The 18,737-nt window shown below is 47.1% G+C and carries 18 protein-coding genes; 4 read left to right on the top strand and 14 right to left on the bottom strand.

Annotated elements, in window-relative coordinates:
* The first annotated feature begins 81 nt into the window (after positions 1 to 81).
* Positions 82 to 1,077, top strand: a complete 996-nt coding sequence (gene add, locus SO_RS21995; protein ID WP_011074317.1) for an adenosine deaminase — start codon at positions 82 to 84, stop codon at positions 1,075 to 1,077.
* Positions 1,078 to 1,146: 69 nt separating this feature from the next.
* Here the strand turns inward: add and hemN are convergent, their stop codons facing one another.
* The 12 genes from hemN to SO_RS21935 form a co-directional block, all read right to left on the bottom strand.
* Complete coding sequence (hemN, locus tag SO_RS21990) at positions 1,147 to 2,523, bottom strand: oxygen-independent coproporphyrinogen III oxidase (RefSeq protein WP_011074316.1); 1,377 nt, start codon at positions 2,521 to 2,523, stop codon at positions 1,147 to 1,149.
* Positions 2,524 to 2,780: 257 nt separating this feature from the next.
* Positions 2,781 to 3,248: a DUF2489 domain-containing protein gene (locus SO_RS21985; RefSeq protein WP_011074315.1), complete on the bottom strand. Its 468-nt coding sequence runs from the start codon at positions 3,246 to 3,248 to the stop codon at positions 2,781 to 2,783.
* A gap of 68 nt (positions 3,249 to 3,316) precedes the next feature.
* On the bottom strand, positions 3,317 to 3,868 hold the full coding sequence (gene yihI, locus SO_RS21980; RefSeq protein ID WP_011074314.1) for a Der GTPase-activating protein YihI: 552 nt from the start codon (positions 3,866 to 3,868) through the stop codon (positions 3,317 to 3,319).
* Between the two features lie 82 nt (positions 3,869 to 3,950).
* The gene (locus SO_RS21975) at positions 3,951 to 4,589 is read right to left on the bottom strand and encodes a class I SAM-dependent methyltransferase (RefSeq protein WP_011074313.1); all 639 of its coding nucleotides are present in this window, start codon (positions 4,587 to 4,589) and stop codon (positions 3,951 to 3,953) included.
* Between the two features lie 849 nt (positions 4,590 to 5,438).
* The gene (gene mutM, locus SO_RS21970) at positions 5,439 to 6,254 is read right to left on the bottom strand and encodes a bifunctional DNA-formamidopyrimidine glycosylase/DNA-(apurinic or apyrimidinic site) lyase (protein ID WP_011074312.1); all 816 of its coding nucleotides are present in this window, start codon (positions 6,252 to 6,254) and stop codon (positions 5,439 to 5,441) included.
* 24 nt (positions 6,255 to 6,278) lie between these two features.
* A complete protein-coding gene (locus SO_RS21965) occupies positions 6,279 to 6,734 on the bottom strand; it encodes a hypothetical protein (protein WP_011074311.1) in 456 nt (151 codons plus the stop codon).
* Positions 6,735 to 6,815: 81 nt separating this feature from the next.
* Complete coding sequence (moaA, locus tag SO_RS21960) at positions 6,816 to 7,799, bottom strand: GTP 3',8-cyclase MoaA (RefSeq protein ID WP_011074310.1); 984 nt, start codon at positions 7,797 to 7,799, stop codon at positions 6,816 to 6,818.
* A gap of 16 nt (positions 7,800 to 7,815) precedes the next feature.
* Positions 7,816 to 9,615: a bifunctional molybdopterin-guanine dinucleotide biosynthesis adaptor protein MobB/molybdopterin molybdotransferase MoeA gene (locus SO_RS21955; RefSeq protein WP_011074309.1), complete on the bottom strand. Its 1,800-nt coding sequence runs from the start codon at positions 9,613 to 9,615 to the stop codon at positions 7,816 to 7,818.
* A gap of 30 nt (positions 9,616 to 9,645) precedes the next feature.
* Positions 9,646 to 10,239 carry a molybdenum cofactor guanylyltransferase MobA gene (gene mobA / locus SO_RS21950; RefSeq protein ID WP_011074308.1) on the bottom strand — a complete coding sequence of 198 codons (594 nt, stop codon included), beginning with the start codon at positions 10,237 to 10,239 and terminating at the stop codon, positions 9,646 to 9,648.
* On the bottom strand, positions 10,223 to 10,930 hold the full coding sequence (locus SO_RS21945; protein WP_011074307.1) for an ATP-binding cassette domain-containing protein: 708 nt from the start codon (positions 10,928 to 10,930) through the stop codon (positions 10,223 to 10,225). Before SO_RS21945 ends, mobA begins: the two co-directional genes overlap by 17 nt.
* A 3-nt stretch (positions 10,931 to 10,933) precedes the next feature.
* A complete protein-coding gene (locus tag SO_RS21940; protein ID WP_011074306.1) occupies positions 10,934 to 11,641 on the bottom strand; it encodes an ABC transporter permease in 708 nt (235 codons plus the stop codon).
* Complete coding sequence (locus tag SO_RS21935) at positions 11,638 to 12,462, bottom strand: ABC transporter substrate-binding protein (RefSeq protein ID WP_011074305.1); 825 nt, start codon at positions 12,460 to 12,462, stop codon at positions 11,638 to 11,640. Before SO_RS21935 ends, SO_RS21940 begins: the two co-directional genes overlap by 4 nt.
* Before the next feature lie 283 nt (positions 12,463 to 12,745).
* Between SO_RS21935 and SO_RS21930 the strand changes: the two genes are divergently transcribed.
* Both SO_RS21930 and SO_RS21925 read left to right on the top strand, forming a co-directional pair.
* A complete protein-coding gene (locus tag SO_RS21930; RefSeq protein WP_011074304.1) occupies positions 12,746 to 14,128 on the top strand; it encodes a sigma-54-dependent transcriptional regulator in 1,383 nt (460 codons plus the stop codon).
* Positions 14,129 to 16,258 carry a sensor histidine kinase gene (locus tag SO_RS21925; protein WP_011074303.1) on the top strand — a complete coding sequence of 710 codons (2,130 nt, stop codon included), beginning with the start codon at positions 14,129 to 14,131 and terminating at the stop codon, positions 16,256 to 16,258.
* Between the two features lie 261 nt (positions 16,259 to 16,519).
* Here SO_RS21925 and SO_RS21920 read toward each other — a convergent pair whose 3' ends face one another.
* Both SO_RS21920 and SO_RS21915 read right to left on the bottom strand, forming a co-directional pair.
* On the bottom strand, positions 16,520 to 16,987 hold the full coding sequence (locus SO_RS21920) for a GNAT family N-acetyltransferase (RefSeq protein ID WP_011074302.1): 468 nt from the start codon (positions 16,985 to 16,987) through the stop codon (positions 16,520 to 16,522).
* A 99-nt stretch (positions 16,988 to 17,086) separates the two neighbouring features.
* Complete coding sequence (locus tag SO_RS21915) at positions 17,087 to 17,746, bottom strand: 7-cyano-7-deazaguanine/7-aminomethyl-7-deazaguanine transporter (protein WP_011074301.1); 660 nt, start codon at positions 17,744 to 17,746, stop codon at positions 17,087 to 17,089.
* Positions 17,747 to 17,987: 241 nt separating this feature from the next.
* On the opposite strand from SO_RS21915, the gene SO_RS21910 reads away from it, so the two are divergent.
* Entirely contained in the window at positions 17,988 to 18,713 is a 726-nt protein-coding gene (locus SO_RS21910; RefSeq protein WP_011074300.1) for a substrate-binding periplasmic protein, read from the top strand.
* Positions 18,714 to 18,737: the final 24 nt, after the last annotated feature.

Genomic DNA, 18,737 nt, shown 5'->3' with positions numbered 1-18,737 from the left:
AAAGAATGCGTGTTAAACTTAGGGTCCGCCCTAGACCAAATAACAAAAGCATTGGCTGGGTAGTTCACATAGGGGTTAATTATGATCAATACATCCATTCCATTGGTGGATTTGCATCGTCACTTAGATGGTAACGTGCGAGTGAACACCATTTGGGAGCTCGGACACCAACACGGCATTGCTTTACCTGCCGATTCTTTAGAGACTCTCGCGCCGTTTGTACAAATTCAGGGGAAAGAAACCAGCCTAGTTGCCTTCTTAAAAAAGCTTGATTGGATGGTGGCAGTTCTGGCTGATTTAGATGCCGTCAAACGTATCGCTTATGAAAACGTGGCCGATGCGGCGTTATCTGGCCTTGATTATGCGGAGCTGCGTTTTAGCCCATATTACATGGCGATGAACCATAAGCTACCGATTGAAGGCGTGGTTGAAGCGGTTATCGATGGGGTTAAAGCCGGTCTGAAAGATTACCAAGTTAACATTAATCTTATCGGGATTATGTCGCGCTCCTTCGGCCAACCCGCTTGCACTCAGGAGCTTGAAGGTTTGCTCGCCCATAAACAACATTTGGTTGCAATGGACTTAGCCGGCGATGAGTTAGGTTTCCCTGGCGAATTATTTAATGAGCACTTTAAGCGAGTGCGTGACGCGGGATTAGCTATCACTGCCCATGCGGGAGAGGCGGCGGGTTCACAAAGTATGTGGCAGGCGATTCAGGAGCTGGGGGCGACACGTATCGGCCATGGGGTGAATGCGATTCACGATCCTAAGCTGATGGAATATCTGGCTAAACACCGTATTGGTATAGAATCTTGCCCAACCAGCAACTTGCATACTTCGACAGTGTCCTCCTATGCTGAACATCCTTTCAGAACCTTTATGGATGCCGGTGTGTTGATAGGCCTTAATACCGATGATCCGGGCGTAAGTGCGATTGATATCAAGCATGAGTACCGCATTGCCAAGTTTGAACTGGGATTAAGCGATGCTGAACTGGCTCAAGTACAGCGCAACGGGGTAGAAATGGCATTTTTATCAGAGAGCGAACGCAAGGCGCTGTATGCGGCTAAAGCATAGAGTGGCTGATTAAAACCCAATAAAAAATCCGACATTTGAGTCGGATTTTTTATTGGAGATGTGTCAGTGTTAGATCACACGAGAGAACTGTTGTTGACGCGCTTTTTGACGGTAGTAAAGGTCGAAGCACATACAGATATTGCGGATCAACAGGCGGCCAGTGGGGCTGATGGTGATCTTTCTGTCGGCGACTTCAACTAATTTATCATCGATAAAGGTTTGCAGTAGTTTTAAGTCTTCGGCGAAGTATTCCTCAAACTTAATTCCCAGTTTTTCATCTATTTTGGCCATATCTAAGTCGAAGTGGCAGATCAATTGTTTGATCACTACGCGGCGGATTTCGTCGTCACGATTCAAGCTGCAGCCTTTCCAGAGCGCATGGCCATCTTTATCGATGGCTTCGTAGTAAGGGCGAATGTCCTTTTGGTTTTGCGCATAGCAATCGCCAATTTGGCTGATAGACGACACGCCAAGACCAAGCAAATCGCATTCTTCTTGGGTGGTATAACCCTGGAAGTTGCGGTGCAGTTTGCCTTCGCGTTGTAACTTAGCCAGCTCATCGTCAGGCTTCGCGAAGTGGTCCATACCAATGTATTGATAACCCGCGCCAGTTAAGGTCTCGATAGTTTGATGCAGCATCTCAAGCTTTTGTTTTGGCGAAGGTAAATGCTCATCTTTAATTTTACGCTGCGCGGCAAAACGCGCGGGTAAGTGAGCATAGTTGAATACAGATAGACGATCGGGCGACAGATCTAACACGCGCTGCATGGTGGCGGCGAATGTCTCTGGAGTCTGGTGTGGCAAGCCGTAGATTAAATCGATATTGGTTGAGACGAATCCCATAGCCTTGGCTTTGGCCATTAAATCGAAAATAAATTGCTCGTCCTGCTCACGGTTAACCGCGACTTGTACTTCTTTGTTGAAGTCCTGAACACCAATCGAAATACGGTTAAAGCCGGCTTCTTTAAGGGTGTCGAGCATGGAAAGTTCAATTTCACGCGGGTCAACTTCGATAGAGAACTCACCTTCATCGGCAAAGTTAAAGTTAGCCTTAATTAATGCGGTAAGTTTAATAATTTGCTCAGGATTTAAGAAGGTTGGTGTGCCGCCGCCCCAGTGCATTTGGGTGACCGAGTAATGCTTAAACAGTGGGGCGCGCTTAATAATTTCGTGGCTTAAATACTCAATGTATTGGTCGGCCTTATGGGCGTGACGAGTGATGACTTTATTGCAGCCACAGTAATAGCAAAGTTTGGCGCAGAAGGGGATGTGAATATACAGCGACAGTTTGTCACTCTTGCTGTTTTCAATCGCAGTTAACAGGTTTTGTTCAGTGAATGAATCATCGAACTCTAGCGCCGTTGGATAAGAAGTATAACGGGGACCGCTGTAGTTATATTTTTCGATCATCGACTGATCCCAGCTTATCTGAGTGGGCTGCTTCAAGGCGTGTCCTCCGAGGGTAAATTAGCAACAAACGAAGTATGCAAGGTTCTTAGGCAAATAACCTTGATCTAGGTTGTAAAAATGATGTCTGTCATTTTAGAAGTTACGCAATATCTATGAAAAAACAGCGTGTGTCTGTCGTTTTTTGGAGGTTTTGTGCACAGGCTCACGGGAAGTCGCACTCAAAGCACAGAAAGGATTTAGATTGATAGCCTCGATACCGATGTAAGCTTGGTTTCGAGGCGGAGTAAGCATTTTTAGTGTAGTGCTTTTAGCTGATAAGTAGATAACTTCTTGGCATCCTCGTTGATACCATCTGCCAGTTCGGCTTCGGATTTCATTCGTGCAAAATCGAGCTTCATACGCTCCTGTTTTGGTAGGGCTTGTCGTGCTTCCATAATCGGATGATCTTTAATTAACTCAAAATGTTGGAAGAAAGCAGGAAACTCAGGAGCAACCCTTTCGCTTAAGGATAAAATCTCGAATAAACGGCCAATCCTAACTACACCTTCGGAGATTTCGCAGCGGTCTTCAATCATAGCTGTCGCAATATAGCGGATATCTTCGAGTACTTTGGCGCGTTTAGTATTAGCAACAGCTTCGCGTTCGGCTAAAAGCGCTTGTTGACGTTGTTTTTGTTGCTTGAGTTTGAGGAGTAAAAAAGTGGCGTAGCTACTGAGGGCAACAATGATGATAAAACCAAGAACGGTAAGAGTGGTAGACACGAAAACTCCTTGTTCAGAAAACATAAAAACAAAGCTTAATCGCTTTGTTTTTATGCAAATTCTAAGATTTAAAACTTATCTTGATAATCTTTTAGCAGTTCGGCACCTGATTCAAAGCGGTCGAACAGATCGTCATCTGAGTCGGCTTTAGATTTAGCTGGCGCTTCATCTTCTAGCTCGTCGCTAATACCCAGTTTTATCATCAGGGCTTCAATCTTGTTGAGCTGTTGATCCAACCATTTTTGATCGGCATCGCTTAAATTGCGACCTTCTTCTAACATATCAAGCAACTGGTTCAGTCTTGGGTCTTCTTCCAGCTTCAGCAGTTTTTGCTCGTCGGTTAACTTAGGTTGCTTAACCTTCGGGGTGGCTGACTTTTCTGTTGTGGTCGGTAAGGCCAGTGCCACAGGCTTTTTGCTGCCATGACGTGGATCTTTCTTCTGCGCTGCCTTTTTTTGCGGTGCTTGAGCTTGGATCAGTGCTTCATTATGGCGGCTGCCGGATTTATTGCCCTTTTCTGCGCGCTTGCCTGTGACTTCAGCACGATCCTGCTTTTTCACTCTTGGCTGTTGTTTGGGGCTATTCTCGCCGCCCTTGCGTGTTTTCTTGCTACGAGACATGATTTTCTCAATTATTTACAACGTATGGCCTAGCCGATACAGGATCGACTAAGTGCTAAATTCGGTCGGCTGTTATACCAGATTATGATGTTTTTTGCATCAAAACGAGGTCCTTAGCGGCAAATAATAGTTCAAAATCACTATTGCTTGCTAGGTATTCAAAAGTTTGTCGTTGGTAAAAACTCACATGGGTGAGGTTGTTCTTATAGTGCCACTTAGCAAAGCCTTCTAAATCAATTAATAAAGGAGTACTTATTGCTAACCATCCGCCTGGTTTAAGTAAGCGGGTCAGTAAGCTCCATTCTTTTATGGGATACTGAAAATGCTCAAACACTCGGTAGCAGCAAATAAAATCATACTCTTGCTTGAGTGTTTCGTGGTCAGGAGCAAAGAAAGGGTCATACTGTTTGAAAGTGTGCCCCGCAGATTCAATGGTCTCTAGGCTGGTTTGATCTAACACTCGTCCAAAATTCAATCCCGTGAGGCTACCATTTTGCTGCTGTTGTATTTGCGTAAGCAAAGGCAAAATAAATTGCGAGAGGTGGCGTTGCTTTGACGCGATGCGTGATCGGCCATAACGCTGTTTTTCTGCAGCTGGTGGAAGATGACTATTCGCATCGGCAAAGGTTAGCCAACATGTCTGGCAAATATAAAAACACCGTTTTTTGTCCTGTAGGAGCAAGTGTGTTTGCGTGCTATGACAAAGAGGGCATCTGCGCATCGAATCAACTAAGAAAGTATTAAGGCTTTGATTGTAACAATTATATTGGTTTAGCGCACTTTCTAGATGTGAGTGTTTGTTGGTCAAAAATCACAAAGAAAAAGGCGGCAGTTAAACTGCCGCCTTACAAACGGTGCATTTTGCACCCTATTCTGATTCCAAGTATCCTTACTTGCTATGCGACTTTCCCGGTCGGTATCCTTCTTTTTTTTCTGCTTTCCCTGCATTATTTTTGTTAGTGGTCATCCAGACACTTAATTAGTTTCTGTCGCCATCCTGACCACAGTTTCCGTAGATGGTCTCAAGACACATCTTTTATAGCAGCGTCATCAATGACGTAAAGTTAACCATCCTTGTTACTTTAAGTACCTTCCAGTGATAACAAGCTTCCAGCCAGTGCATCCAAAGCTATTCGCTTCCTTTGCAACAGTTTACATCATGTAAGCTGTGTCCTGATGGGGCAAGTTACCCTGAGTGTAAGGCATTTTGCTTATTGCAAACTGGCGTTATCGGCCATCCCTTACAAAAATGTACTGACCGGGATTTCAAGGTGAAATCACTACTCTTGTTATTATTAGAGAGTGGTCTTAGTTATATTATTGTTATTGAGAGTCTTTATTCTTATATCTTTAATGTTAATTATACCGAAATCTGCAAGTTATTATTAATTATTTTGTACAAACAGATGGGTTTATCTCGGTACGGGGGTTATTAAACCCAAATCTGTGATCTATGTCAAGCATGAATCTTTGTCAGTTTACGTTAACGTAAACAAAAATAAGAATAAGGTGTTTATGCATAATGCCACCATTCACTTAAACGAGTGGCACTATGCAGTTGCAGGCTCTTTTAGCGGGGTTGGCAGATACTACAAAATACGGTGGTACGTTGGCCTAAACGGATTTCGCTAAGTAAATTACCACACTGTGTACAGGTTTCGCCGCCGCGGCCGTATACATGCAGCTTTTGCGCGAAATAGCCGGGTTTACCGTCAGCGTTGGTGAAGTCCTTAAGCGTGGTGCCGCCTTGCTTGATGGCGTGGGCGAGGATTTGTTTTACCTCAGCAACCAGTACCGTTAAGCGTTCAATATCTATCTTGCCTGCCTCGGCCTCGGGGTGTATTCCTGCGGCAAACAGTGCTTCATTGGCGTAAATATTCCCAACGCCCACCACAATATGGTTATCCATCAGACAGAGCTTGATGGCCTTTTTCTTGCCCGCCAGCGAGGCAGCTAACTGATTAACGTTAAAGGCATCGGTCAGAGGTTCTGGCCCGAGTTTTTCCAGCAGCGGATGGGCTTCCTCTGGCAATTGGCACCATAACCAAGCGCCGAAGCGTCTTGGGTCGTTAAAGCGCAGAATGCGGCCATTGGCGAGAACGAGATCGATATGGTCATGCTTCTCCACTGGCGTGTCATGGGGCAGGATCCTTAGGCTGCCCGACATCCCCAAATGCACTATGCTGGTGCCAGCATCCGTATCGATTAACAGATACTTAGCGCGGCGGCGCACTTGGCGTATGGTTTGGCCAATGATCTGTTTGGCAAGCTCAGGAACTGGCCAACGCAGGGAGGGGTTACGCACGATTAGGTCAACCACGGTTTGATCGACTAAGTAAGGGGTTATCCCCTGACGCGTGACTTCGACTTCTGGTAATTCCGGCATGATTGGGTTCTTTTATTCAATAGATTAACTTGCGGGTTTCGCATCGAGGATGGGCTGTAAATCAACCCTTAAGCTCGGCGGCACTAAGTACCAGTTTGCCGCAGGAGATTTGAGCAGGCCTTCATCGGGGAAATAAATCCAGCGCTGTGATTGGCGAATATCCGTAATTTGGATCACCAGTTCCTGCGGTTTGCCAGTGGGTTGTGGCGCGTCATTCAAGGGCGAGACCCTTAAGCCTTGCCAAGCTTTTGCCCATCGCTCGCAGTTGAGCACTTGCGGATCGCATTCCCAGCTTGAGGTTTGTTTGTGCAGCCATATACCCTCTAGCTGCAACTGAGCCAGCGGTGCATTGTCATCAAATAGCCGTTGCGCATCACTTGGCACATTTTGGGTTTTCTTATCCATAAACGTGAGCACGGCAATGATAAACACGCTGGCAAGAATAATGATGTTATTCCACTGTTTACGAGTGAGCGCCATAGGAGAAGTAACACAAAAAATAGGACTGATACCATGAGTGTATCACGGCAAAATTGAGATGCTAGCCCTGAGGTGAGGAGGTTAACCGCCGGTAGTGTTCATAAAACGCAGAATTTGCACTTCGTTATTATCAAATACATGTTGCTTAGGTTTACGCTTAATACCTTGGAGAATGGCGGTTTTTAGCCGCTCAATATCTCCGGGAAACTCTCTTATAATGCTTTTTAAATCAATGGAATGCTCATTACCAAGGCAGAGTAGTAATTGGCCTTCTACGGTAACGCGCACCCTATTGCACTCATGGCAAAAATTGTGGCTATGGGGTGAGATAAAGCCGATGTGAATTGGACTATCAGCCATTGTGTAGTAGCGCGCCGGTCCGCCAGTACGTTTATTGGAGAGCTGAAGGGGGTAATGCTCGCTAATCATGGCCTTAACTTCATCGCTACTGCAATGGCGCGCGCGTTTGCGTTCATCCATTTCACCCAACGGCATTTCTTCAATAAAGGCGATATCGAGGTTGCGGTCGCGGCAAAAGTTAACCAGATCGATGATTTCATGATCGTTTTGTTGTTTGAGGATCACGGCATTGATTTTAATGCGCGTAAAGCCAGCTGCAATGGCAGCATCAATGCCTTCGATAACGCGTGCTAATTTGCCGTTACGAGTGAGCTGAGTAAATAGCGCTGGGTTAAGGGTATCTAAGCTGATATTTAAGCGTTTCAGGCCCGCATCAAACATAGGTTTGGCAAACTTACTGAGCCTAGAGCCATTGGTGGTCATCGACAAGTCCTTGAGGCCAGGGAGCTTGCCAAGTAAGTTCACCAGTTGATCGCAATCGCTGCGCACCAGCGGCTCGCCACCGGTGAGGCGAATTTTGGTCACCCCAAGTTCAGTAAAGGCTTGGGCGATCCAAGCCAACTCTTCGAGGTGCAATACATGGTCCTTGGGTAAAAAGCAGGGCTCTTCCGTCATGCAGTAGACACAACGGAAGTCGCAGCGATCCGTCACCGAAAGTCGTAAATATTCGACCTGACGGCCAAAGGCATCCACGAGTTGGCTCATAGGGGCTCTCTGGATCTTATAAAAGATCGGCAAAGGGTTGAATAAAAACAGTTTCACCCGCATTAACAGCGTCAGCATCATCACCGATGATGATAAGACAATTGCCTTTGACCATCGAGCTGAGCATACCTGAACCTTGGTTGCCTGTGCTGCTGACATGCAATCTGCCATCATTAGCGATGCGATAAATGCCGCGGATAAACTCAGTGCGGCCTTGGCGGCTACGCAGGGTTTCATCGGTAATCGCTGGGAATAACGGCGCTTGCCAGTTTGTCTCGCCGCCGAGTTTACGCAGCGCAGGTTGCACAAATTGCAGGAAAGACACCATCACCGCCACCGGATTGCCGGGCAAACCAAAGAACAAACTATCGCCAACCTTACCAAAGGCGAGTGGGCGACCGGGGCGCATATTGATCCGCCAGAAGTCGATATTGCCAAGGCGTGCCAGTACGGCCTTGATATAGTCGGCATCACCAACGGAAACGCCGCCAGAGCTGATCACCACATCGGCCTGCGCCGCAGCCTTGGTTAAGGTGGTTTCGAGTGCGCTTTCGGAGTCTTCGATAATGCCTAAATCGATGACATCACACCCTAAACGTTTTGCCATCGCCTTGATGGTGTAACGGTTCGAGTCATAAATACAATTAGGATTAAGTGCTTCACCGGGTTGGCAGACTTCATCACCAGTTGAGAACACGGCTACCGTTGGGCGGCGATAAACCGTTACACGGTTAAGGCCGAGGGAGGCTAATAAGCCTTGTTCGGCGGCGCTTAGGCGTGTGGCTTGGGTGAGGGCGACTTGGCCTTGGCCAATGTCTTCACCCGCAAGGCGAACGTGTTGGCCCTGTTGAATGCGGCCTTCAAAACTGACCTTGGCATTGGCTTCGTTAGCCAGTTCTCGAGGTTGAACGGTGTCGGCTCCAGCTGGTACGGGCGCGCCGGTCATAATGCGCACGGTTTCACCAGCCTTGAGTGTGCCTGAATATTGATGTCCGGCTAAGACTTCACCGACTAAGTTGAAACTCTCAGGCATGGGTTCTTGATAGGCAAAAGCGTAGCCATCCATTGCTGAATTAGTTTGCTGCGGTACATCTACGGGCGAAATGCTGTCGTGGGCGAGCACGCGGTTATCTAAGTCGTCTAAGCCGATGTCTTCCACCTCAGTGACGGGCGTGACATGGGATAAAATCTGCGCTAACCCTTGGCTGACGCTCAGGTTTTTATCACTGCCTAAGGTGCAGGCATCGACTGTCGCAATCGGTAAGGTTGGGTTAGGGGCTTGCCAGCTATTGGCATATTCCATAACAAAGTCAGCGATTTGTGCGACATTGTTGAGATCGAGTCTTCTGAGCTCGCTCGGCAGTTCGGTGTCATCACAGCAAGCGATGGCGAGAATATTGTCGTCTTGGGTATAAATAAACGGCTTGCCGTGGGCGGCGCGGTGCAGCTCGATTTTTGGCAACGTGAGTTTTTTAAAGCCTTCGACTAAGACAATATCAACCTTGTCGGCTTCAATTTGCTTTAGCAGGTGGACAAGTTCTGGGTCGCCATCGCGGGCATCTTCGGTCATCAGCGCCCAACGCACATGGGAGGCGACTAACATTTGCCGTGCGCCAGCTTTACGCATCTCATAGCTGTCTTTACCGGGAATATCGACATCAAAATCATGGTGAGCATGTTTGATCACCGCCAGACGCAGGCTGCGCTGATTTAATTCGGGGATCAATTGCTTGAGTAGGGTGGTTTTCCCCGTGCCGCTATAGGCACAAAATCCGAGAACGGGAATAGATAGCGGATTGACGAAGGGAGTACTCATTTGCACCTCTAATCTAGGAAATTTGAAGCCTTAGCTTTGGTTTATCTCAGCAGCCAGTCGTTGCTTTTGTTCTGGCGTGTTCACATTTACAAAGGCGTTGGGCTGATCAGCGAAAGACTCAACGACGCAGTGATGTTTGGCATACCAAAAATCAATTTTACGCTCACCCGCTTCGAGGAAGGCTTTCATCGACTCGCGCAGGTTTGGCTTTAATAACATTACTACGGGTTGCTGATACTCACCATCGCTGGCCACGGCAAGCTCAGCATCGTTTGTCTCTATGGCGGCTAATAAGCGGGCGACTAAATCCCGCGGCAGCAGCGGACAATCGCAGGGCACCACGAGCAAATAGTCTGCTTGGGTGTGGCCCATAGCAGTAATCATGCCCGCCAGAGGGCCGAGAAACCCAGTATGTTCATCGCTCAACACCGTAAAACCGAACTCAGCATAGCGTGTTTGGTTACGATTTGCGTTGATCAGGATCTCCTTAACCTGTGGTTTTATCCGCTCGATAGTGTGTTCTATCATGGCCTTGCCGTTTAGCTCGACGAGGCCTTTGTCATCCCCGCCCATACGGCGTGCCATACCTCCAGCAAGAATAACCGCATCAATTTGCAACGACATATAAAGCTCCCTGTGTGGATGGAGTGGGCGTCTGTTGACAGAAGGTTATCACCTGTTGCTCTTCAATGTGCCACTGCTGCTCGCAAATCGCGGTGAGCGCACAGTTTTGGTGGCTGCTTAACAGCATTCCCGCTCCTTGCTGTTTGAGCTGCAGGATCATTTGTAATACTAGGGCTTGGGAGTCTTTGTCCATATTGGATGTCGGCTCATCGAGCATCAGGAGTTTAGGCTGTAAAATCCAAGCGCGGGCGATGGCGAGGCGTTGTCTTTCTCCGCCAGACAGATCGCTCGCTCTGGCCTGTAACAATGAGCCAAGTTGAGCCATTTCAATCGCTTGGCCTATTCTGCGTTTGGCCTCGATTTTTGAGGCAGCAAAATGTAGGCCGTAGGTCAGATTGTAATTCACTGTACCATCAAATAAATACGGATGCTGGTGGAGGTAAATTGCTTTACCTAACAAAGGATTACGTGTCCACCAAGGATCTTTTTTAAAGCCGTTTATCTCAATCTTACCCTTGGATGGCAGCTGTAGACCCGCGAGGATTTTCATCAGAGTTGACTTACCCGTGCCGTTATCACCCTGTAGGTAAATCACATTTCCTTGGCATAATTCGAGGCGCTGGGCTTTGAATAACAAGCGCGAGCCAAAGGACATTTCCAAGTCACGGGCAATCAGTTTGGCTTGGGTCATTGCTTAATGGCTCCTTGGCGTTTCTTTGCCGCGTAAACTACCTAAGGCAAAGTTGAGGATCAAGGCCAAGATTAGCAGCACTAATCCGAGGGCGATAGCTTGGGCGAAATCACCTTTGCTGGTCTCCAGTGCGATAGCGGTAGGAATATTGCGGGTCACATTTAAAATGTTGCCGCCAACCATCATCGAACAACCAACTTCAGTGAGAATACGGCTAAAGGCCGCCACAATCGCCAGTAATAATGGCATACGTAGTTCGCGACAAACAGCCCAAACCGCGCCAGCCCATGAGGCGCCTAAGGTGCGTGAAGTTTCCCAGGCTCTGCGATCGACACTGGTAAATGCCGCTTGGCTCATGGCGATCATCACGGGGGCACAAATCAGCATTTGGCCGAGGATCATCCCTTCTTGAGTAAACAACCACTTTAAATCCCCAAGTGGGCCATTACGGGTCAAAATGAGATATACCAGCAGGCCGATAACAACCGTAGGGATCGATTGCAGTGTCTGCACTAAGTTAGTGACAAACCACTTGCCGGGAAAATGGGCAAACGCCAACACAAAACCTAACACCATCGAAGGGACTAAGGTGATGAGAAGTGCCGCAAACGAAACCGAAAACGAGACAGAAATGATGGACCAAACGTCGGGGTCCAATGAAAACAGCAGGCTTAACGCCTGCTGTAACAGTGCTAGCCAGCCTTCGCTCATTCGCTATAGGTTGCCTTGAACAGTTGCTCGCCTTCAACTTTGAAGCTGTTGATCATGGCTTGACCTTCTTTGCTGATCAGCCAGTCACTGAAGGCTTTAGCGCCTTTGTGGTTTAAATCTGGGTATTTAGCTGGGTTGATCAGAATCACTTGGTATGGGTTTGCTAGGGTTTTGCCACCATCGAAATCCACACCTAAGTCCAACTTGGTTTTGTACGCCACGAAAGTACCACGGTCAGACAGAGTGTAACCTTGTAACTCGTTTGCCATCAGCAGGGTTTTACCCATGCCTTGACCTACTGAAGTGTAACCTTTGAAGTCTGGAGTCACGCCTGCTGCTTTCCATACTTCTAACTCTTTGATGTGTGTGCCAGAGTTATCACCGCGAGAGAGGAAAGGTAAGCCAGATTTCGCGATTTTTGCGAAGGCTTCTTCAGCGGTTTTGCTTTCACGTAGTTTTGCAGGGTCATTTTTAGGGCCTAAAACGACGAAATCGTTTTCCATAATGCCACGTGGCTCAACGCCAAAACCATCGGCAACAAACTTAGCTTCAGCACTTGGGGCATGGGTCATCACTAAATCCACATCGCCTTGCTCGCCCAGTTTCAGCGCTTTACCAGTACCCGTTGCGATAACTTGGACTTTATAGCCTGATGCACTTTCAAACTTAGGCAGTAATTCTTGTAACAGGCCTGAGTTTTCGGTGCTGGTGGTTGTGGCTAACTTAATGACTTCTGCCGATTGAGCGGGTAACACTGTGAGCATGCTGGCTGCAACAACCAAGCCCAGTAATGACTTCATGTGGGATTTCACGTTTAGCATGGATACTCCTTGATAAAAAATAGGGTTCCAACTCAAATGCCTAGTGAGTTGAGGGGGTCCAAATTGTAATGCGTTCGGTTGAAAGCAAATAGGGTGCCAAACTGATATTCATGCTTTTACCTTCACAGCATGATCTAAATTGTGAGCTCGATCTCATGCTCAGCAAATAGTTTGCAGACAAATTGTCTCAACGCATGCTTCTTGTGGTTCATAGTGACCTATTTGTCTAGTTTCAATGCTAGAATTGGTCGCAATTGAGTCAAAATGTCCAGAAGTGAGCACTATGAGCCAGATAGATAATAACCTCAAGCCCCTTCCTTCCGCTGTGTCGGTCCTGATCGTTGATGACGAACCAGGGATGCGCAGTTTTTTAAATAAGGCACTCTCGAAAAAATTCGCCTTAGTCGAAACTGCGGGCAGTATTGAAGATGCTGAGCAGCTACGTAGTCGCTGTCACTTCGACTTATTGATTGTCGATATTCGTTTACCCGGTCGCTCGGGTATTGAGTGGAGCGAAGCGTTAGATGAACAAGGTCGACGTTCCGATGTAATTTTTATGACCGGCTATGCGGATTTAGAAGTCGCGATTAAAGCACTGCGCGCTGGCGCGTCTGACTTTATTATGAAGCCATTCCACCTTGAGCAGATGATGTCTGCGGTTGACCGCTGTATTGAGCGCCGCTTGCTTCGCCGTGAAAACTTAATGCTGCGCCGTGAAGTGTCTATTGGCTATTCCTCCACCATTATTGGTAGCAGCGATGCGATGAAGTCGGTTAAGCAAGTGATTGAACGTGTCGCACCAACTAATGCGGTTGTGTTAATCCAAGGGGAATCGGGCACGGGTAAAGAGTTAGTTGCGCGGCAATTACATTTACTCAGCGGTCGCCAAGGGCCTTTTGTCCCTGTTAACTGTGGCTCGATAGCGCCTGAATTGCTTGAAAGTGAACTCTTTGGCCATACAGCAGGGGCCTTTACTGGCGCCAAGGGTAATCGCGAAGGCTTATTTAGTTTTGCCTCCGGCGGTACGATTTTCCTCGATGAAATTGGCGAGATGCCGCTCAAAATGCAAACCGCGCTGCTCAGGGTGCTGGAGCAGAAGGCGATTCGCCCAGTGGGCAGTGAAAAGGAAGTCAATATTGATGTCCGAGTGATCGCGGCAACTAACCGTACATTGGTGGATGAAGTTGAGGCGGGTAACTTCCGGCGCGATCTCTATTATCGTCTGAATGTGCTTGATATTTTAATTCCACCGCTGCGTGATCGTCCGGAAGATGTGGTCGAATTGACCCACCATTTTACCCGCCAATTGGCTGCAGAGTTAGGCGTGCGCGAAGTGGTGTGGAGCCATGAGGATATGGTGAAACTGCAACAACATGAGTGGCCGGGTAATATTCGCGAGCTACGCAATATGATTGAGCGCTGTATTCTGCTTGGTAAGCCTCCGGCAGAGTATTGGAAGCAACAGGTGAAAACTGAATCCTTGGCTTCCCAAGGTTATCCATTAGATTGGCCACTAAAAGAAGTGGAAAAACATCATGTGACTAGCGTAGTGGATTTGCATTCTGGTAATAAATCCGCAGCAGCTCGGGACTTAGGGGTTTCCCGTAAGACTTTAGATCGCAAGTATAAAGAATGGTTTGGCGTTAGCGACGAGCAGGAGTTTTAAGTGTCTTTTTTTACTCACTTTTTTGGGGTTAGTTGGCAGCAAATGCAGGCTAAAGTGCGTTATCGCATTCTGATCCTGACTTTATTGCCGATTTTGCTCACCTTAGTGAGTTTAGTGTTTATCACGATTTACTGGAATATCAGTTATACAGGTAAGCAACTGTTTATGAAGGTAAAAGCTGATTTGGCTGTCGCTGAGAACACTCTGCAGCAGGTGCAAGTTCGGCAGGAAAAACAGCTAGAAAGGGTGATGACTTCATGGACATTCCAGAATGATTTTAGACCCATCCTCAGTGGCGCCTTAGCCCATAGGGCGAGCATAGATACCTTTCTGCATGAGCAAAAAAAGCAGCTCGATTTAGACTTTTTACGGCTGGTCAGTGTCGCTGAAGCGGCAGCAGATCCTGATTTACGACAGATTTTACCAAAAATTGGTGGAATGTTGCCCTATTCTGGACTGATGGTGCTATCCCGTGAGCGCTTAGCTCGGATTGACCCAGATTTAGCGCAAAGGGCTAGTATTCCCTTGCTGGCGACTTTGCGGGCGCAAAGTCCGGATAAACAAGTTGAAGAGCGGGGTTTACTCAGTCGTAGCTTGCTGCCAATCCCAGATTCTGAAGGTAAAGTGGCATGGTATCTCGACGGTGGAGTGTTGTTTAATCGAGATACTCGCATCGTCGACCATATCCGCGATCTCGTCTACGACAAGGGCACCTTGCCCGAACGCTCAATTGGTACTGTGACGATTTTCCTCGATAACATTCGGGTATCGACCAACGTCCCTTTACACTTTTTTCCACAGCCGAATGAGTCCCAAGGACGCGCACTGGGTAGTTTGGTCTCGGAGGAGGTGCGGGAAAAAGTGTTAAATCACGGGGAGTTATGGGTTGACAGGGCGTTTGTGTACAACGACTGGTTTATTTCTGCCTATGCGCCGTTAGAAGATATCCGTGGACAGCGAGTTGGGATGATCTATACCGGTTTTTCCGAGTCGCCATTTATTCATAACTACCTACTTAATATCATTGAGTTAGGCACCATTCTAATGTTAGTGCTGCTTATTTCTGGTTTGCTGGTTTACCGCGGCGCCTACAGTCTATTGCAGCCGATTGAGCGTATTCACCATGTGGTGCAAGCCGTGCAGTCTGGGCGCAATGTGCGAATTGGTGCCTTGGGGCTAGATAGGGATAACGAGCTATCGAACCTCGCTGAGCAGTTCGACCGCATGCTGGATTTATTGCAGCGGCGTAATGCGCAGATCCAAGCCGCCGCCGAACAGCTAGAAATGAAGGTCGAAGAGCGGACTCGTAGCCTGCAAGATAAGACGTTAGAACTACAGCGCAACGTCGCCTTACTCAATGAGACACGCCAGCAGTTGGTGACCAACGAAAAGTTGACCGCTCTAGGTGAGTTAACCGCCGGTATTGCCCACGAAATCAATAATCCGACCGCTGTTATCCTCGGCAACATGGAGTTACTGCGCTATGAGCTGGGTGATAAAGCCGAAGTCGTAAAAGAAGAAATTGATCTAGTTATTCAACAGGTTGGACGTATTAGCACCATTATTCGAAGCTTACTGCAATATAGCCGTCCGGGTGAGTTCAATGCTCCGTTAGAGATGCATCCCATTACGCCTATTATCGAGGAAATGCTGGTATTAGTGCGACATTCGATTCAAAAACAAGAAGTTGTGCTGATAACTGAATTGAATGCCAGTTGCCCTGTGCAGGTCAATCGCCCGCAGTTACTGCAAGTGTTGATTAACCTTGTGGTGAATGCTGCCCATGCGATGGATGGCAAGGGACGAATTTGGGTTCGCACCTATGATTGGGTGCAGCAGGATATAGCGATTGGTGTCAAAATCGAGGTTGAAGACGAAGGTTCAGGGATTGAGCCTGAGCAATTAGGGCGGATTTTTGATCCTTTCTATACCACTCGTAAAGATGGTACTGGCCTTGGATTATCACTCAGTTATGGCATTATCAAGCGTATTGGTGGCACGATTGAGGTGAGTTCGGTGTTGGGTAAAGGCTCAATCTTTACGATTGGTTTGTACCATGAGGCGAAGGAAGACCATCAAAACAATCCCTACGACGGCTTACATTTTTCGGGAAATCACCCTGAAAGTTAAATGTGGCGCAAACCTAGACATGGTTAGCCTAATGCGCCTATTCGCTGAATAACAGGCAAAAAAAAGCCGGATGATGAATCCGGCCACAAAAGAGTGTGTGAGCAATGTCGTGCTTGCAAACTCAGGAGCACTTTAACAACGTCAGATTACCAGTCATCAGAGTTAAAGATGAGTTTTGGAACGCAAGTTAACGATAATCATTCTCAATTAGCTTTGCAAGCTATTTCTCGCAAATAATGCACATTTTTATTGATGGCGCGTTTATGCGGCCGCAATAGATTTGCTTAAATGCAGTTTATGATCGATCTGACTCATTGGATCGGCTTTAAGCTCGGTAATTAAATATTGGTTTCTAATCAACAGATTGAGCATCGCGGGGAAGCGATTCATGGTCTTCACTTGAATATGGCCATAGCCTTGGTTGCTCGCCCATTTCTCTAGGTATTCAAGTAGGCTTTGCGCCAACCCTAAACGTCTAAAATCGGTAGCGACACCACCTAACCAACTATAAAAAACTCCCTTTTCCTGTTCATAACCCAGCTTGAAGCCCGCCAGTTCGCCTTCCACATAGGCTAAGAGAATCAAGCAACTCTTGCCTGAGAGTCGTGCCGTTAAGCTATCGCTGCTCAATGGACGGTCGAGTTCAGGAATTTGCTTACTCAGGTCGAGGAGTTGTGTGGTCAACTCGGGAGTCAGAGCTGTCATTGCTTTGATTTCAATTGAATACATAATTTTCTCTCACAAAAAAACAGCCCCAATTGCGCATCAATGCTGTGGGGCTGAACACAAAACTGCTCAAATTATAACAGGTCTGGCCAGTTGGGTTAATCAGGAAAATGATTTTTGTGGGCTAGTTTGCAATATCTTGTCTTGTAAGACTTTGAGCAGAACGCCGTACGCGGGTAAGAATAGACCTAGGCTAACGAGTAGTTTAAAGCTGTAATCTACGGCCGCAATTTCAGGCCAGTTGGTGGCCATAAAGCTGTCCGTTGAGGCATAAAAAGCGACACTGAAAAATACTAAGGTGTCGACTAAGTTACCAACGATGGTTGATGCCGCTGGAGCGACCCACCAAGAGCGACTCTGGCGAAGACGGGCGAAGACGGTGATATCCATCAATTGACCAATCAAGTAAGCCGCAAAGCTGGCAAAGGCGATGCGAAATACAAAAGTGTTCCATTGGCTTAATGAATCTATTCCTTGGAAGCTACCTTGATGGAATACCACACCCATGACATAGGAAATCATCAGTGCAGGCACCATGGCCTTGAGAATGATGCTACGGGCTGGTGTTTGTCCAAAAATACGCACCGTCAGATCGGTTGCGAGGTAGACAAAGGGAAAACTAAACGCGCCCCAAGTGGTGTGATAACCAAACAATTGAAACGGTAGTTGTACCAAGTAGTTGCTTACGCAAATAATCAGTATATGAAATCCCACTAATAGCAGGAGTGCGCGACGAAGCTGCGCTGGGGTTAACATTAACATATGTGGCCTTTTTAGTTGTGTAGGGCGGGGTGAGGGAACCCGCTAAGTTGTCTATTGTTATTTTATCCGATACCAGCCTGCTGAAATCGGGGCCGCCATTATAGTGACCGTGCTTGAAGATGCAAGCTTACTGTCTATATTGCAAACGATTTAGCTGTTACTTCCGAGATAGTGGAGTAATAAGGTTCCAGCATAGGCATCGAAATTGTCCTACACTTTTAGGAAATGGTAGGAGAAACCGATGAGATCATTTCTTGCAGCATTGTGTTTGAGTTTATTGAGTTTCTGTGCTGGCGCTACTCCAAACAAGCCCGTCGTGATCAACCTTGTCACCGCGTCATGGGAAGGCTTTGCTAATCCTGATGAGACAGGGTACTACTTTGATATTCTCAATCGAGCTTTTCCACTCCCTAAATGGCAGGTCAATGTGCAGTTTATGCCTTTTGCCCGCACTTTGTACCTGCTTGAAACTGGTCGAGTTGATATGGTCTTCAGTGTTTATAAAGAGGATGTGAAAAATAGCTTATTGAGTGAAAACGCTGTTGAGCTAGATTCGATTGATGCCGCTGTAACCCCTCAAATTGCAGCTACGTGGTCAGGAATGGAGAGCTTATCCCATAAAAAAGTCCAAGCCATGTTGGCCTATCGCTACAATATGTTGACGCCAATTCCCATGTTTTATGAAGAAAGTAGCGACATGTTGAGTATGCTCAATAGCGTGAATGCGGGACGAATCGATGCCATGCTGGACTACAAAAAGAATATTGAGTCGCTTATTCCTCAGTTGAAGGGATCACAACAGTTTGTGATCATCCAAGGTGTATTAAATGCAGAGGTTTTTTTTGCCTTCGCCAATACCGAAAAAGGGAGAATGTTAAAGCTAGTATTTGATGCCGAGCATAAAAAACTTATTGAATCTGGTGAACAAGACAGGCTATATGCTGAAGCAAAAGCAAAGGGATTTTAAGTTTTTGGCATCTGCGCTAGCTGT

It is taken from the genome of Shewanella oneidensis MR-1 (assembly GCF_000146165.2).
Lineage (GTDB): Bacteria > Pseudomonadota > Gammaproteobacteria > Enterobacterales > Shewanellaceae > Shewanella > Shewanella oneidensis.
Note: the sequence above shows the minus strand (reverse complement) of the source record. Positions and strands in the feature narration are given on the sequence as shown.